Source organism: Sphingomonas sp. GW821-FHT10F11 (assembly GCF_058809095.1).
Genome location: NZ_JBXASH010000002.1, coordinates 850867 through 865304 on the forward strand (window position 1 = coordinate 850867; position 14438 = coordinate 865304).

16 protein-coding genes and 1 tRNA gene are annotated in these 14438 nt (G+C 65.8%); 4 read left to right on the plus strand and 13 right to left on the minus strand.

Going from position 1 to position 14438, the window contains the following annotated elements:
- Positions 1-34 precede the first annotated feature (34 nt).
- The 5 genes from AC1RT8_RS10340 to AC1RT8_RS10360 all read right to left on the minus strand — a co-directional run bounded on the left by AC1RT8_RS10340 (position 35) and on the right by AC1RT8_RS10360 (position 2508).
- Entirely contained in the window at positions 35-565 is a 531-nt protein-coding gene (locus AC1RT8_RS10340) for a hypothetical protein (protein WP_493075525.1), read from the minus strand.
- A complete protein-coding gene (locus AC1RT8_RS10345; protein ID WP_493075526.1) occupies positions 562-1044 on the minus strand; it encodes a hypothetical protein in 483 nt (160 codons plus the stop codon). The genes AC1RT8_RS10340 and AC1RT8_RS10345 overlap by 4 nt, the downstream gene beginning before the upstream one ends.
- A 44-nt stretch (positions 1045-1088) precedes the next feature.
- Positions 1089-1679, minus strand: a complete 591-nt coding sequence (locus tag AC1RT8_RS10350) for a UbiX family flavin prenyltransferase (RefSeq protein ID WP_493075527.1) — start codon at positions 1677-1679, stop codon at positions 1089-1091.
- Between the two features lie 65 nt (positions 1680-1744).
- On the minus strand, positions 1745-2191 hold the full coding sequence (locus AC1RT8_RS10355; RefSeq protein ID WP_493075528.1) for a hypothetical protein: 447 nt from the start codon (positions 2189-2191) through the stop codon (positions 1745-1747).
- Positions 2188-2508: a hypothetical protein gene (locus tag AC1RT8_RS10360; protein ID WP_493075593.1), complete on the minus strand. Its 321-nt coding sequence runs from the start codon at positions 2506-2508 to the stop codon at positions 2188-2190. Before AC1RT8_RS10360 ends, AC1RT8_RS10355 begins: the two co-directional genes overlap by 4 nt.
- Between AC1RT8_RS10360 and AC1RT8_RS10365 the strand changes: the two genes are divergently transcribed.
- The 4 genes from AC1RT8_RS10365 to AC1RT8_RS10380 all read left to right on the plus strand — a co-directional run bounded on the left by AC1RT8_RS10365 (position 2491) and on the right by AC1RT8_RS10380 (position 7070).
- Complete coding sequence (locus tag AC1RT8_RS10365) at positions 2491-3234, plus strand: alpha/beta hydrolase (protein WP_493075591.1); 744 nt, start codon at positions 2491-2493, stop codon at positions 3232-3234. The two genes, AC1RT8_RS10360 and AC1RT8_RS10365, sit on opposite strands and share 18 nt — an antisense overlap.
- 2 nt (positions 3235-3236) lie before the next feature.
- Complete coding sequence (locus tag AC1RT8_RS10370; protein WP_493075529.1) at positions 3237-4508, plus strand: alpha/beta hydrolase family protein; 1272 nt, start codon at positions 3237-3239, stop codon at positions 4506-4508.
- A gap of 131 nt (positions 4509-4639) precedes the next feature.
- Positions 4640-6184 carry a UbiD family decarboxylase gene (locus tag AC1RT8_RS10375; protein WP_493075530.1) on the plus strand — a complete coding sequence of 515 codons (1545 nt, stop codon included), beginning with the start codon at positions 4640-4642 and terminating at the stop codon, positions 6182-6184.
- A gap of 13 nt (positions 6185-6197) precedes the next feature.
- Complete coding sequence (locus AC1RT8_RS10380; protein ID WP_493075531.1) at positions 6198-7070, plus strand: enoyl-CoA hydratase/isomerase family protein; 873 nt, start codon at positions 6198-6200, stop codon at positions 7068-7070.
- Positions 7071-7348: 278 nt separating this feature from the next.
- On the opposite strand, the gene AC1RT8_RS10385 is transcribed toward AC1RT8_RS10380, so the two are convergent.
- The 8 genes from AC1RT8_RS10385 to AC1RT8_RS10420 all read right to left on the minus strand — a co-directional run bounded on the left by AC1RT8_RS10385 (position 7349) and on the right by AC1RT8_RS10420 (position 14368).
- Positions 7349-7424 (minus strand) — tRNA-Glu (locus AC1RT8_RS10385).
- A gap of 51 nt (positions 7425-7475) precedes the next feature.
- A complete protein-coding gene (locus AC1RT8_RS10390) occupies positions 7476-7871 on the minus strand; it encodes a VOC family protein (protein ID WP_493075532.1) in 396 nt (131 codons plus the stop codon).
- Positions 7872-7884: 13 nt separating this feature from the next.
- The gene (gene recJ / locus AC1RT8_RS10395) at positions 7885-9648 is read right to left on the minus strand and encodes a single-stranded-DNA-specific exonuclease RecJ (RefSeq protein ID WP_493075533.1); all 1764 of its coding nucleotides are present in this window, start codon (positions 9646-9648) and stop codon (positions 7885-7887) included.
- 72 nt (positions 9649-9720) lie between these two features.
- On the minus strand, positions 9721-10494 hold the full coding sequence (locus tag AC1RT8_RS10400; protein WP_493075534.1) for a hypothetical protein: 774 nt from the start codon (positions 10492-10494) through the stop codon (positions 9721-9723).
- Between the two features lie 112 nt (positions 10495-10606).
- Positions 10607-11893 (minus strand): glycosyltransferase, encoded by a 1287-nt coding sequence (locus AC1RT8_RS10405; protein WP_493075535.1) that lies wholly within the window; start codon positions 11891-11893, stop codon positions 10607-10609.
- Between the two features lie 32 nt (positions 11894-11925).
- Positions 11926-12624, minus strand: coding sequence for a prolyl hydroxylase family protein (locus tag AC1RT8_RS10410; protein ID WP_493075536.1), 699 nt, complete (start codon positions 12622-12624; stop codon positions 11926-11928).
- Positions 12625-12721: 97 nt separating this feature from the next.
- The gene (locus AC1RT8_RS10415) at positions 12722-13708 is read right to left on the minus strand and encodes an RcnB family protein (protein ID WP_493075537.1); all 987 of its coding nucleotides are present in this window, start codon (positions 13706-13708) and stop codon (positions 12722-12724) included.
- 108 nt (positions 13709-13816) lie between these two features.
- Positions 13817-14368: a (2Fe-2S)-binding protein gene (locus AC1RT8_RS10420; RefSeq protein ID WP_493075538.1), complete on the minus strand. Its 552-nt coding sequence runs from the start codon at positions 14366-14368 to the stop codon at positions 13817-13819.
- Positions 14369-14438: the final 70 nt, after the last annotated feature.

The window sequence follows — 14438 nt, forward strand, 5'->3', positions numbered from 1 at the left end:
AAATGGGCGCCCCGCGGCGCCTATGTCACCCCGATCAATCCGTCGAAGTAGCGCGGGAATCCCGGAATTCGGCCAGGGTTCCAAGCAAGATGACGGGCATGAAAACAAGCGCGATCAGGCACCCGTGAAACATGTTCAGCGCGAAATGGCTGCCGACATTCATGGGCAGCAGTCCGAGGGCCTGGATGAGGACGAGGCGCAGCGGCAGCAGGAGCGGGAGCGCGATCAGGGAGAGCGCGACGGCCCGCACGATCACCTGGCGCGGCAACCGCGAGAAGCGGGCAAGGGAAATGGTCGACTCCATCGGCAATTGCCGTCCGAAACGCGCGCGCAGGACGATGGTCATCAATATCGTCATCAGCAGAACCGGGCAGATCGTCGCAAGCGTCCCGTCGAGCACGGCGCCCTCAGGGCCCAGTATCTCGCGCGGCGGCGGCAGGCCCGCTGCGCGGAGGAGAATGGGGAAGACGACCGCGTTCACGAAAACGGCGACCAGCGTGTCGATGATCAGCATCCGGCGCAGCGTCACCGCCTCCTTGCCTGCGTGCGTAGCCATGCCGTTCACGCCCCCGGCGGCGGGCCGCGCCGGCCGCCGCCCCGGGCGATCTCGAGATAGGCCGCGGCAAAGTCCGGCGGCAGGAACTCGCACATCCGCATATTCTCGATCCAGAATTCCATGACCGGGAATTCGGCGCGGTCGTTGCGCCGGCACAGCCAGCCTTCGCGATCGGCGATCGCCTGGATCTCTTCGCTCGGCCGCCGCACGCTCATCGCGAAATGCGTCGGACCATAATCGGGTGCGCGCGGTACGGCCTGCTCGAAGCCAGAGCCTTCCGGCACCAGCACCGTGCCCGTTTTGTGGATTTCGATCATCGTGCCGAATTCGTCCTTCTGGAAGACGAAGAAGCTGCCGGCATTGGGCGGGAACGGCCGGAAATCGCCTTCCATGACGTCGGCGAGCACGCGCGCGACCCGGTCGGGCTGGTCCACGCTGATCGAAAGGTGATGCAGCATCAAATCCTCCAGATATCCGGCTTCGGCCACCGAGCCATGGTCCGGCGGCATGGCGATGCGTCGTCAAAAAAGGGTCAAACAGGCTGCCGCGTGCCTTGCCAGCGATGGACTCCCGCGGCACTGACCCCGAAAAGATCGAGCACGCGCCCCACGGCGTGATCGACGAGGTCGTCGATCTGCTTCGGCCGGCCGTAAAAGGCCGGGACGGGCGGGGCGATGATCGCGCCCATCTCGGTCGCCGCGAGCATCGATTTGAGGTGCCCGGCATGGAGGGGCGTTTCGCGGACCATCAGCACGACCCGCCGCCGTTCCTTCAGCGCGACATCGGCGGCGCGCGCGAGAAGGCCGCTCGTCACTCCGGTCGCGATCTCGGACAGGCTCCGGATCGAGCAGGGCGCGACCAGCATGCCGAGGGTCCGGAAGGAGCCGCTCGAAATCGCCGCGCCGATATCGTCGGCGCGGTGCACCACGCTCGCCAGCGCCTCGACCTGGGCGACCTTGAAATCGGTCTCGTGCGCGAGCGTGACCTTCGCCGCTTGGGTCATGACGAGATGAGTCTCCACGCCCGCCTCGCGCAATCGCTCAAGCGCGCGGATGCCGAAGATCACGCCTGACGCCCCCGAAATGCCGACGACAAGGCGATCGGAACTGGATTCTGGTTGCATGAAAACCTCCTCGCGTACGCACGAGGGTCGCGATCCTGTCGCGGCGATGTCAAGCGTAGCCGATGTCACGGGGCGAAAGAGTGCAATCGGGAGATCTGGTTTCGCCATCGTTCCAGGGTCGAGGCCGTATCGGCAAGCTCGAAACCGATCATCGCCCGTACCTCGGCATAGGGCGCGCGGTGGCGGATGGTCTCGACGACCTCCATCTCGGCCATGAAAAGCCGGTTGTCGGCGAACAGTCGGCTCACCGTCAGCCGAGCTTCCCAGACGATTCCCCCGGCCGCCGCATGAAGGCTCGCGCGGCCGGATGCCTTGAGATTTTGCGCGGTGCCCGATGTCGGCCAGAGATACAGGCGCACCCGCTCGGGCGACACCGCAAGGATCTCGCCGCAGCTCAGATAGGCGACATGAGGCCAGCCGTCCCCGGCCGTGGCCAGAACTGCCGAGACGCCGGTCTTGCCCTCGATCGCGGTACCGTCGAACTGCGCCATCCATGCCGGGAATGTCGTCATCGCGCCGTGTCCGCCAGCGCGCGCCGAGCTTTGACGCTTCTTTGATCCCGTTGCCCAATTGGCGCGATCTTCGATCGGACAGGGATGGAGTTTTCAGGCGCATGGTGCTCGAGCGCATTTCCGAGACGATCAGGGCATCCGGCCAGGTGATCGATCTTCGGGAGATGGTTTCCCTTTACGCGCCGTTGCACGAGGCCGAACCCTATCGGGACGTGACCGTCCGACGCGACCTTGCCTATGGTCCCCACCCGCGGCACCGCGCGGACCTGTTCGTCGCGCCGGGAGCCGGCGATCGACCGGTGCTCCTCTTCGTCCATGGCGGGGGCTATATCGCCGGAGACCGGCGGGTGCGCACCGGAAGCCCGTTTTACGACAATGTCGGGCTCTGGGGCGCGCGGCATGGATTCCTCTCGGTCAACATGAGTTATCGGCTTGCTCCCGATGCGCCCTGGCCAGCCGCCCAGGAAGACATTGCTGCCACGCTTGCATGGCTCGATGCGAACGCCGCGGCGTTCGGCGGCGATCCACGGTCCGTCGTCCTGATGGGCCATTCGGCAGGCGCCACGCATGTCGCCTGCTTTCTCGGGCAGCCCGCCCATCGGCCCGACCCGATCTCGGTCAAGGCCGCGATCCTTCTTTCCACGACCCTGCAGGCCACCGCCGACAAGGACATTGGCCCCGAGGACGCGCCGTTCATCGAGCATGAGCGCGCCTATTTCGGGCATGATCAGGCCAGCTATCCGGCCCGGGGCGCACTGCCGGGCATGATCGACTGCGGCATTCCGGTCATGTTGCTGTCCCCGGAGTTCGATCCGCCCTTTTTCAAGCGCCACCACGACCATATCGCCCGGCTCCTTCCTTCCGACCGGAGCATATATCAGGTGCGATCGCTTGCCGGTCACAACCACATGTCACAGATTTTCTGCCTGAATACGCGCGATACCTGTCTTGGCGATGCTATCCTCGCCTTTGTCGGAAGTGCGCTGGGCGAAACGCCGGAAACAGGGGCACCAGCCCTCTCCCGACACTTCGATGGAGTATGATCATGAGCATGCCGCAGCTGTCACGCTATCGTCCGGGGACTGACCTGCTCGGCTTCGACCGTCCGCCCGAAGGCGTGGTCCCCGAAATCGTCCGGCTTGTCGCCAGGGACGGGCCCGGCTCGCGCGGCGTGCTCTATGCGAAGGGCGGCGAGAAGACCGTCATCTGCATCGTCCACCCCAAGGGCGACATGTCCCGCCATTATCTGATCCCGGGGTTCGTCGACGCCGGCTTCGCCGCCTTCGGGCATGAGAGCCGATCGCCGAACAACGATGCCAACATGACTCATGAGGCGCTGCTGGCCGATATCGACGCCGCCATGCGTTTCCTGCGCGGTCGCGGTTTCGAGAAGGTGGTGTGCCTTGGCTATAGCGGCGGCGGGGCTGCCTTCACCTTCTACCAGGCCCAGGCCCTGATCGCCCCGCCAGGACGGCTCACCGACACTGCCGCCGGCGACCCGTTCGACCTCAATGCGTTCGAGATGCCGCCGGCCGACGGGTTCATGTACGCAGCCGCCCATCTCGGCACCGGGGTCACCATGCAGGACGAGATCGATCCATCGGTGGTCGACGAGCATGACGGCCTTTCCTGCGATCCCGCGCTCGACATGTACGATCCGGCCAACGGCTTTCGCGAGCCGCCGGAGCAAAGCCGCTATTCGGCGGACTTCCTGGAGCGCTATCGCGCCGCCCAGCGCGCCCGCGTCGCGCGCATCGACGCCATCGCGCGCGACATGATCGCCACGCAGCGCACGTTCCGGGCACTCGTCCAAAGCGAGGATTCCGATCGCCTGCCGCCGCGCGAGCGCATCCTTCTCCAGCGCCGCGCGATGCACGGCCGGTTCCTCCAGATCCATCGAACGACCGCCAATCCGGCGCTGGTGGACCTTTCGATCGATCCTTCGCGGCGCACGATCGGTGACATCAATTGCCTCCGGCCGGATCTGTGGAACTACACCGAGAATGGCTTTGCCCGGATCCTGTCGCCCAAGTCGTGGCTCAGCCAATGGTCGGGAATCTCGTCGCGATCATCGATGCTCGACAATCTTCCCAAGGTGACCCAGCCGACCATCGTCATCGGGCTTTCGGGCGACAATGCGATCCTGCCGCATGTAAGCAAGGCGATCTTCGACACCAGCGGGGCCGCCGACAAGCGTATCGAGCGAGTCGATGGCGATCATTTCGGCATGCCGCTCGACGGAAATTCGGAAGGTGCCGGGCGGGCGGAGATTACGCGAATCCTGGTCGAATGGCTGCGAGAGCGGTTCCCGAGTTGATCCATTTGCGGCGCTGGCCGAAGCAGTTGGTTTGATGATCCTTTGAACTGTCGGAAGCAGGACGCATCCATGAAATCGAACGATTATCCTAGGGATAGCTTCTTCCGCACCGCCCTGTCCGGAGAGGCCGCATGACCGATTTCGCGCGCTTCCGTCTGCGGACCTTCCTCGAAGAACTCGTCAAGGTCGGGGAATGCCTCGTCGTGGAGGAGCCGGTCGACCTCATCGACGTCGCCGGCAGGCTCGAGGGAGAAACCCGCGCGATCTGGTTCAAGGCGGCTGGGCCGGACCGTCAGGAGCTTGTCGGCAATGTCGCCGGCGCCAGGAGCCGGCTTGCTTTGGCCTTCGGCGTTTCGGCGACCGAGCTTCCCCTTCGCCTCCGCGATGCGGCGACCAAGCCGATTCCGCCCGAGGAAGTATCGTCAGCCGATGCGCCGGTGCATCAGGTCGTCCAGCTTGGCGACGAGGCGAGCTTCTATTCGTTGCCGGTCCACCTCCAGCATCAGTTCGACGGCGCGCCCTATATTTCGGCGAGCCTGGATTTCGCGCGGGATCCGGCCACCGGCGGCACGAACATCGGCATTCGCCGCATGATGCTGCGCGGCGGCAGCGCCGCCGGCATCGATCTCAATGCCCCGAGCGATTTGCGCGTCATCTTCCAGGCGCGATGCGCCGAAGGCGCGCGCACCGAGGTCGCCTATGTCGTCGGATCGCATCCCGCCGATTTGCTCGCGGCCACGGCCTCCAATCGCGTGGCCGATGAGCTTGCGCTGATGGGGGCGATGCGGGGCAGCGCAGTTCCGGTCGTCAAATGCAGGACCATCGACGTGATGGTGCCGGCCGACGCCGAATATGTGCTTGAAGGCTATCTCGAACCGACCGGCTTTGCCGAGGCCGAGGGCCCCTATGGCGAATTCCTCGGCTATTATGGCGAGGTCAAACGCAACCCGGTGTTCCATCTGACCGCGATCACCAGGCGCGCTGACGCAGTATTCCAGACCGCCACCATCGGCGGCAAATATCTCTCCCGGACCGACACCGCGCAACTCGTCGCCGCGAAGACCGAGGCGACGATCTGGAGCGCGCTCGAACAGGCAGTGCGCGAGCCGCGCGCGGTGTGCTGCACGCCCTCCTGCGGCGGGATGTTCAACGTGCGCGTATCCTTGCGGCAGCGTTATCCCGGCGAGGCGCGCAATGCGATCGCCGCCGTGTTCGGCTCGGTTGCCGATATCAAGCATGTCTTCGTCGTCGACGACGATATCGACGTCTTCGACGACGGACAGGTCGACTGGGCTCTCGCGACGCGTTTCCAGGCTGACCGCGATATCGTGATCGGATCGGGCTTTCGCGCGGTGCCGATCGATCCGTCGCTGGCCGGCGCGCGCGTCGGCGCGAAGGCTGGCTTCGATTGCACGCGGCCGGTCACGGCCGAGCGTGGTCTCTCCAGCCATGTGCCGCTGCCGCCGATCCTGGAATCGAGCCCTTATGAAACCGCGCTGGCCGCGCTCGAAGCGGGTCCCGCCAGCTTCGTCGAACTCATGGCGGCCGAACATACGCGGGATGAGCGCGTGGTCCTGCGCCTGCTCGAGCCGCTCTACGCCGCCGGCCGCATCACCCGGGACCCCGACGGGCGGTACCGGTTGCTGCCTGACGACATCGCCATTTCCAGGGACTGAACGGGAGAAGATCGTGGCATCGACCACCAAGAACCAGAACGAAGCCGTCGTCCTCGACGACAATGGACTTCCGGAGGGCTTCCTCAACCTCACCGAGGATCGCACCCAGATCCGCTATGAGTTGACGGACGACGGCATCGGCATCATCACGCTCGCCCGGCCCGAAAAGCTCAATGCCTTTGATGAGCGCATGATCCGGGAAATGCGCACCGTCATCTGGCAGGCCAATTTCGATGACAAGGTCCGCGTCCTCATCATCACCGGGACGGGGCGGGCCTTCTGCGCCGGGCGCGACATCAACGGTCTCGATTATGAGAACAATCTCACCACGCCGCAATATCGCGCCTATGTCCGCGCCAACCACGAACTGTTCGACGACATAGAGGCGATCGAGAAGCCAGTGATCGCCGCGGTCAACGGCATCTGCGCCGGCGGCGGCATTGAAATGGCGATCGCCTGCGATTTCCGCATTGCCGCCTCCACCGCGACCTTTTCGCTGCCCGAGAACCAGCTTGGCGTGATTCCGGCGTCGGGTGCGTGCTCGCGCATGATCCAGATGATCGGCATCGGCCGCCTCAAACAGATGATCATGGCGGTCGAAACGGTCGATGCCGAAGAGGCGCTCTGCATCGGCCTGGTCGGGCAGGTGCATGCGCCGGAGGTGCTGCTCGACCGCACACTCGATTTCGCGCGTCGCCTTTTGACCAAGGCGCCCCAGGCCATGGGCATGGCGAAGCACATCATCAACGCCTGTCAGAATGTCGATACCGAGACCGGGCGCCTGCTCGAGCGGCTCGGCCAGTCCGTATTGATCCGCACCCAGGACAACAGCGAGGGCATGTCGTCTTTTCGGGAAAAGAGAGCGGCGCAGTTCAAAGGTCGCTGACGTCTGGAAAAGCCGCCTCGAGCGATCCGGCGAACGAAGACAGCTGTCGCGTATCCACGACTTCATCAAGTCCGGCGAAATCCCGATCGCCAGGGACCGCCGCTGCCCGTCCATTTTTCGTCGACAGCCTCGAGGCGGCGCCTGAACGTCGCCCGGTGCGGCGCTGCGCGTTTTCACTGATCGAGCATCTCGTCCGAGCGAATCCGGCCACGGATAGTCGAAGATTTCGACATGCCGCGTTTTGCAACGCAGCCTTCCACGCGAACCGTTGAAAAGACTGGTGACCCCTACGGGAATCGAACCCGTGTTTCAGCCGTGAAAGGGCCGCGTCCTAGACCGCTAGACGAAGGGGCCATACCCGTTACCGAGCGTGGGCGTGCCGGTTAGGCAAATGCGGAGGGCTGGTCAACCCACTGCGTGATCGACACGACGATGACATACCGCCTGGAGCTTGTTGCCATCGGGATCGCGAACATAGGCGCCGTAATAGTGGGGGTGATAATGCGGCCTGAGCCCGGGGGCTCCTTCGTCCGTACCGCCATGAGCGAGCGCCGCTGCATGGAACGCATCGACCGCAGCGCGATCGGGCGCAAGGAACGCCGCATGCGGTCCGTTGCCCGGATGGGCGTCGCCGCCGTCGAACGGGCTGACGACGAACAGCTTGAGGCCCGCCAGCTCTCCGAACACGAGCGTGCCCGGCAGCTTGAACGGCTGCTCGACGCCGAGCGTCGCCATCACCGGCTCGTAGAAGCGGCGCGCCCGTTCGATATCGTCGGTGCCAAGCGTGATGTGACTGAACATCGCAGTCTTCTCCTCAATCGGCCCAGGCCGCGTCGTCGAGATGAAGCTCGGCGGCCGGTTTCGCCCCCCAATCGTCGATCCGCGCTCGACCCGCGAGCCACAGCCGGCGATGCGGCGGCGCGCCGAGCAGGGCCGCGCCCAGCGCGGTCTCGGCCTGGCGGAACGCGACGGTCTTCAGCACGCGCCCGTCATCGCCGCTGACGATCGCGCGGACATGGCCGTTGCCGACGATATCCGCCTTCACGATCCGCACCGGCCCGGCGACCACGCGCGGCTGCGGCCAGCCCATGCCATAGGGTCCGCCCGCATCCATCGCTTGCACCAGGGCCGGGGTTACGCCGCCCGCGGTCAGCAGCGCATCGAGCAGCAGCGCCCGGTCGCCGATCGATCGGGTGACGGCTGCGTCGAGGCGCTCCTCCAGGAAATCGGCAAAGGCCTCGAGCTGGTCCTCGGCGATGGTCAGGCCCGCCGCCATGGCATGTCCGCCGCCCGCGACAAGCAGCCCGCTGTCCTTCGCCGCCAGCACCGCCGCGCCGAGATCGACGCCCGGGATCGACCGGCCCGATCCCTTGCCGATACCCTGCTCGTCAAGTGCGATCACCAGCGACGGCCGCCCGAATTTCTCCTTGAGCCGCCCCGCGACGATGCCGATCACGCCCGGGTGCCAGCCGCGCCCGGCAACGACCATCACCGCGCGGTTGCCCTTGGCACCGGCCAGCCCCTCGGCCGCTTCCTGCACCACCCCCTCGATCGCGCGGCGTTCCTCGTTCAGGCGATCGAGTTCGGCGGCGATGCCGGCCGCCTCGGCCGGATCGCGCGTGGTGAGCAGGCGCACGCCGAGATCGGACTTGCCGACCCGCCCGCCGGCATTGATCCGCGGCCCCAGCGCGAAGCCCAGGTCGGTCGCGGTCGGCGCGCGCGTCAGCCGCGAGGCGGAGATCAGCGCGTTGAGCCCGATATTGCGCCGTTGCGCCATCACCTTCAGCCCCTGGCTGACAAAGGCGCGGTTGAGCCCCTTGAGCGACGCGACATCGGCAACGGTACCGAGCGCGACGATATCGAGCAGATCGAGCAGGCGCGGCTCGGCGCGGCCCTCGAAAAAACCGCGCGCCCTGAGCCGCCGGATCAACGCCGCGCCGAGCAGGAACGCGACCCCGACCGCGGCGAGATGTCCGAACGCGGCGCCCTCGTCCTCGTCGAGCCGGTTCGGGTTCACCAGCGCATGGGCATGGGGCAGGGCGGCCGCGCATTTGTGGTGATCCACCACGATCACGTCGACGCCTGCGACACGCGCCATCTCCAGCGCCTCGAATGCCTGTGCGCCGCAATCGACCGTGACGATCAGGCTTGCGCCCTCCTCCTTCAGCCGGACCAGTGCCTCGCCCGAGGGCCCATATCCCTCCATCAGCCGGTCCGGGATATAGGCCCGCGCCTCCAGCCCCAGATCGCGCAGCAACAGGATCATCAGCGCGGCGGAGGTCGCCCCGTCCACGTCGTAATCGCCGAAGATCGTCACTTGTTCGTCGGCCTGAATCGCATCGGCGAGCCGCTCGGCGGCGCGGTCCATGTCGCGGAAGATGGATGGGTCAGGCATGAAGCCGCGGATGCTCGGCGCCTTGTGCGCGTCGAGTGCCTCGCGCGGGCACCCACGCGAGAGCAGGAGCTGGGTCACCAGGTCGTCGGGCGAAAAGCCCGGATCCCGCGTGTCGGTCTCCAGCGCGCGCCAGCGCCAGGGTTGGCCAAGGATCGAGCGCGAGATGTTGAGGACGGTGTTCACCCGACCTCTGTAGCGCCCGATGACGCCGGCGTGAAAGGCTGATCGCTGTTCCGGTGCCCGGGCGCGGATCGCTCAGCGCCGGCGCTCGCCCGGCGGGGTCGGATCCATCATCGGCTGGCCCGGGGTGAAATTGACATTGCCGGACGGGCTGGATTCGCTGCCGGGTCCGTCGGCCGGCCCCATTTGAGATTCCATCGGCCTGAAATCACTGCTGCCGTCGCGGTGCTGGCAACCGAGGCGACGCTGCTCCGCATCGAAGGCGTTCAGCCGTATGCCGGTCGCGGCGACCTGACCGATCGCGCCACGCAACGATTCGGGGCGTCCACCGGCACCGGCCTCCATATTCGCATCCTGGAAGCGCTCGAACAGTTTGGCGCAGGCCTCTGGATCGCCCGGTGCCGGCAGGGTCAATTCGTTGAGCTCACCCTCCAGCGCCATCGAGAACAGGCCGAGCGTGAGGCCCTTCGACCGAAAAGCCGGGGAGACGAAATCGTCGGGCGCGTTGCCGCGTTCGACATGCGCCGTCACATGGGTGCTCTTGCCGTCCGCGCTCGGCTTGAAATCGGCGATCATCGTCACCGCGATCTTGTCGCCGCTCATCACCTTCCACCGCATGGAATTGTCGGTGCGCTCCAGGTTGAACACCGGCGTGACGCCGCCCGACCGCGAGGGGTCGGTGCCGGGAGATCCGGGCTGGTCGCGGATGTCGAGATCCTCCAGCGCGCGCATCACCTCAGCCTGGGGACGCGCCACGTCGCGCGACCAGCCGCCACCGCCGAGCGCGCCGCCGACGTACATTCCGCCGAGAATCACTGGCAACGCGATCGCAAAGGTCTTGAAGAACATCGTAAGCCCCCGGAATTCCGATGGGGAGATGCTAGGCGGTCGTAATGAATCCGCCGCTAAGAGCGATGGTTAAAACCGCTTCTATTCAGGTGCTTGAGCGTTCGTTTCGGCTTTATCCACGCAAGGGTAGGAGCCGTTCGATCGCGATCGCCGCCGCCTCGGCGCCATTTTCCGGCCGGATGAGCGCCCCGATGCGCTCAGCCTCGATGCGATAGGCAGGCGTGTCGAGCAGGGCGGCGATCATCGGCGCAGCCCGGCGCGCTGTGAATCGCCGCGCCTTGAGGATCTGGCCGATGCCCAGTTTGCGGATGCGATGCGCATTGTCCGCCTGGTCGCCCATATGCGGCACGACCAGTTGCGGCTTGCCCGCCCGCAATGCCTGGCCGGTCGTGCCGATGCCGCCATGGTGGATGACGACCGCTGCCCGGGGGAACAGCATCGAATGCGGCGCGTAGGCACGGACCAATATGTCGCCGTCGGACCGCAGTTTCGTCTTCTCGCCGGTCAGCAGCACGGCACGGGCGCCGAGCAGCCGTGCCGTGGCCGCGGCCTCCTCGTAAAAATCCCCAGGCGCGTAAACCGCGAACGACCCGAGCGTGAAGACCAGAGGCGGCGGACCATCGGCCAGAAAGGCCTCAAGCTCCGGGTCGCGCGCCTCGGTATCGCCACCCTGACTGTCATAGACCGGGAAGCCGACGATCTCGGTATTGGCCGGCGCATCCTTCTGCGGCGGGCCGAAGACGGACGAATAGCAGCACAGGGTCAGCGCGGTTTCTCGGCTGATGTCGAACATCGAGGGATCGCATGCCGGGCTCAGGCCGTGGCGCGCGCGAACCTCGTCGACCTTCCGGCCATAGCGCAGCCGGAGGATCTTGCGGATGACGCCATAAGCGAGCCGATTCCACCTGACGCCGATCGGACCGCCCGGGGCCTGGATCAGCATCCAGAAATCCGAGGTCTTGGGCGGCGTGTGGACCGAGAGGATCGCCATCGGCTGAAGGATCACCGAGACGAGCGGCACGCGGCGTTTCTCCGCGATGATCGGCGCGCCGAACACGAACAGCGATCCGACCAGCACGTCGGCGTCGTCGATCACCGCGTCAAGCGCCGCCGTGCTCGAGTCGAGCCAGGGCAGCAGCAGCTGTTCGAGCAGATAGGTCTGGTCGGCCATGACTCGCTTGACCGCGTCGTCTTCGCCCAGGCCCATGCGTTCGCGGATCGCATCGAAGCTCGGCAAGACGGCAACGGCATCCAGCCCGGCGGCACGCGTCTTCGCGACGTGGTCCTCCGGCACCGCCAGGACGGGATGATGTCCGCGCCGCTTGAGCGCGAGGCCGATCGCGATGAAGGGATGAAGGTCGCCGAGTGTGCCGACGGTGGTAAGCAGAATCTTGTGCATGACTGGCTCGACGACACTCGGCTCGCGCCGCCTTACTGCTTCAGCCAGGCGCCCTCGCGGAACCACTTGGTGACGATGTATTTCGTGCCCTTCACCACTGGCATGCCCTCATGCAAGGTGAATTCGTTCGGGCTGCCATCGGGGTGCATGTTGTTCCACGCGAGCAGCAGCCCGCGCTTCGGCGCCACGCGGATGCCGGCCTGGGGGAACCAGGTCGCGCCGCCTTCCTCGACATTGTTGAGGTAGATCATCGCCGTCCAGGTGCGCTGCCCGCCGCTCGCCTTCATCGCCTCCCAATAATGCTGGCCTTCATGGAAGAAGTCGTGATGGGCGCGGAATTGCTGGCCGGGCGCGTAGCGTTGGCCCTGCATCGTCTCCCCGTTCGCCGGGGGCAGGCCGAGCAGATTGGCGATCGATTCGTCGATCGGCTGGACCGCCGGCGACCAGCGATCCATGTCGCAGCTCTCGCTCGTACGGAAGGTCGTGTCGCCGGATTCGGACAGCAGGGTGGAAGGCCGGCGGTTCGAATCGATCAGTCGCATCAGCGCGGTGCACTGCGCCGGGCTCAGGAAATCCATGTGGTAATAGACTTGCGCCTGATCGATCCTGGCGCGCTTCACCGCCGGATTCGCCTCCAGCCGTTGCGAAACGGTCTCGCCCGCCAGCTTGCGGATCGGGGAGGGGCCGCCCGGCTTTTTCGGGACGAGGGGTTTCTTCGAGAACAGGGACATCGCGCTGCAATCTGCCGCCATGCCCCCAAAAAACAAGGGCTCAAAAACAAGGGGTCCGGCGACCATGCCGCCGGACCCCTCGCTTCATCTCATCCTCTTACCAGAAGATGTCGTAGACCGTGTCGACCACCTGCCCGGTATAGATGTCGACCAGAAGCGCGTCGTTGTAATAGCGCACCCAGCGATACGGGCCGTAAGCCGGCGGCAGGCCATAATATTCCGGATCGTCGATCCAGTAGTTCTGCTCGAACAGGATCGAGTTCAGCGTCAGGCCGATGCCGAAGCGGCGATAGCCATAGTCCCAGCCATACGGCGCGTAGTAGCGCGGCAGATGGTAGTTGTTGCGGTACTGGTTGCGGCGCGACTGCCAGTTGTAGCGATTGTCGCTGCGCCAGCCGCGGTTCCAGTTGCGGCCGTCATTGCCGTTCCAGCCACCGTTGCGGCCGTTATTGCCCCGCCAGTTGCCGTCGTTCCGGCCATTATTCCCACGCCAGTTGCCGTCGTTGCGACCGTCATTGCCACGGCCGTTGTTGTTACGCCAATTGTCGTCGCGCCGACCGTCATTGCCACGCCAATTGCCGTCGCCGCGACCGCCATTGTTGTTGCGCCAGTCGCGATTGCCGTTGCCCTGGCCCTGCTGCCAGTCGCCACGGCCACCCGGGCGGCCGCCATTGGCCTGGGGCTGTTGCGGCTGAACGACCGCGCCGCCATTCCGGCCGTCACCACGGTTCCCGCCGCGGAAATCCGGGCGTCCGTCGCCCCTCTGCGGGTTGAACTGCGGGCGCGGCTGCTGCTGCGGCTGCGCCTGGACCTGTGGCTGCTGCGCGCGGCCCTGCCAGTTGCCGCGGCCGCCCCGGTCGCCACCGCCGCCCCAGCCACCGCCGTTATTGGCAGGCCGTTCGACGCGCGGCTGCGGCTGTTGGGCGGGTTGAGTCTGGGGGCGCTGGAAATCCGGGCGCGCCTGGCGCTGCTCGCCGCCGCGATCCCCACCGCGATCCTGACGGTCCGTATCGCGCGCATAGGCAGTCGCCGGCACGATCGCCGCCGTCGCCGCCAGAAGCGCGATGATGAAAGAAGTACGCATCTTAGTCCTTCCGGTACGTGGGCGCATGATTGGCCCGAACGATGCACAGGTTTTGCAGTATTGGCGATGAGCCGTTTCTGAATTGGGGTGACAGCATTGCGAAAGGATTCACCTTTGCTGTCGGCCGCCCGGTGTCAGCGCCGGTACAAGCTTCGCGGCGCTGGCCGGATCGATCCCGGGTGAGGCGCCGGCGTCGATCGTCTCGTCGCCGCGCTGGACCCGGGCCGCCCGCATCACCGCCTCGACCACGCGCGGATAGACCCCGCACCGGCACAGATTGGTGATCGCGCCCTTGATGTCGTCCTCGGACGGATTCTTGTTCTTCTTGATCAACACGGCCGCGGCCATGACCATGCCCGGGATGCAGAAGCCGCATTGTGGCACATTCTCGGCGATCCAGGCGAGCTGCACCGGATGAGTACGTTCGCGCGACAGGCCTTCGATCGTGGTGACGAAGCTGCCTTCGATTGCGCCGATCGTGGCCTGGCAGGATAGTACCGCCTCGCCGTCGATATCGACCGTGCAGGCCCCGCATTCGCCATTGCCACAGCCATATTTGGCGCCCGTCAGGTTCGATGCGTCGCGCAGCGCCCAGAGCAGGGGCGTCTTCGGATCCATCTTGTATTCGACGGGCTGGTTGTTGACGGTGAAGCGGGTCATGCCGACAGCTTACGTCAAAGGCCGGTATTGGGAAACGGCGTGTTTCCGGGCGCGCGATTGCTGTGCGGCG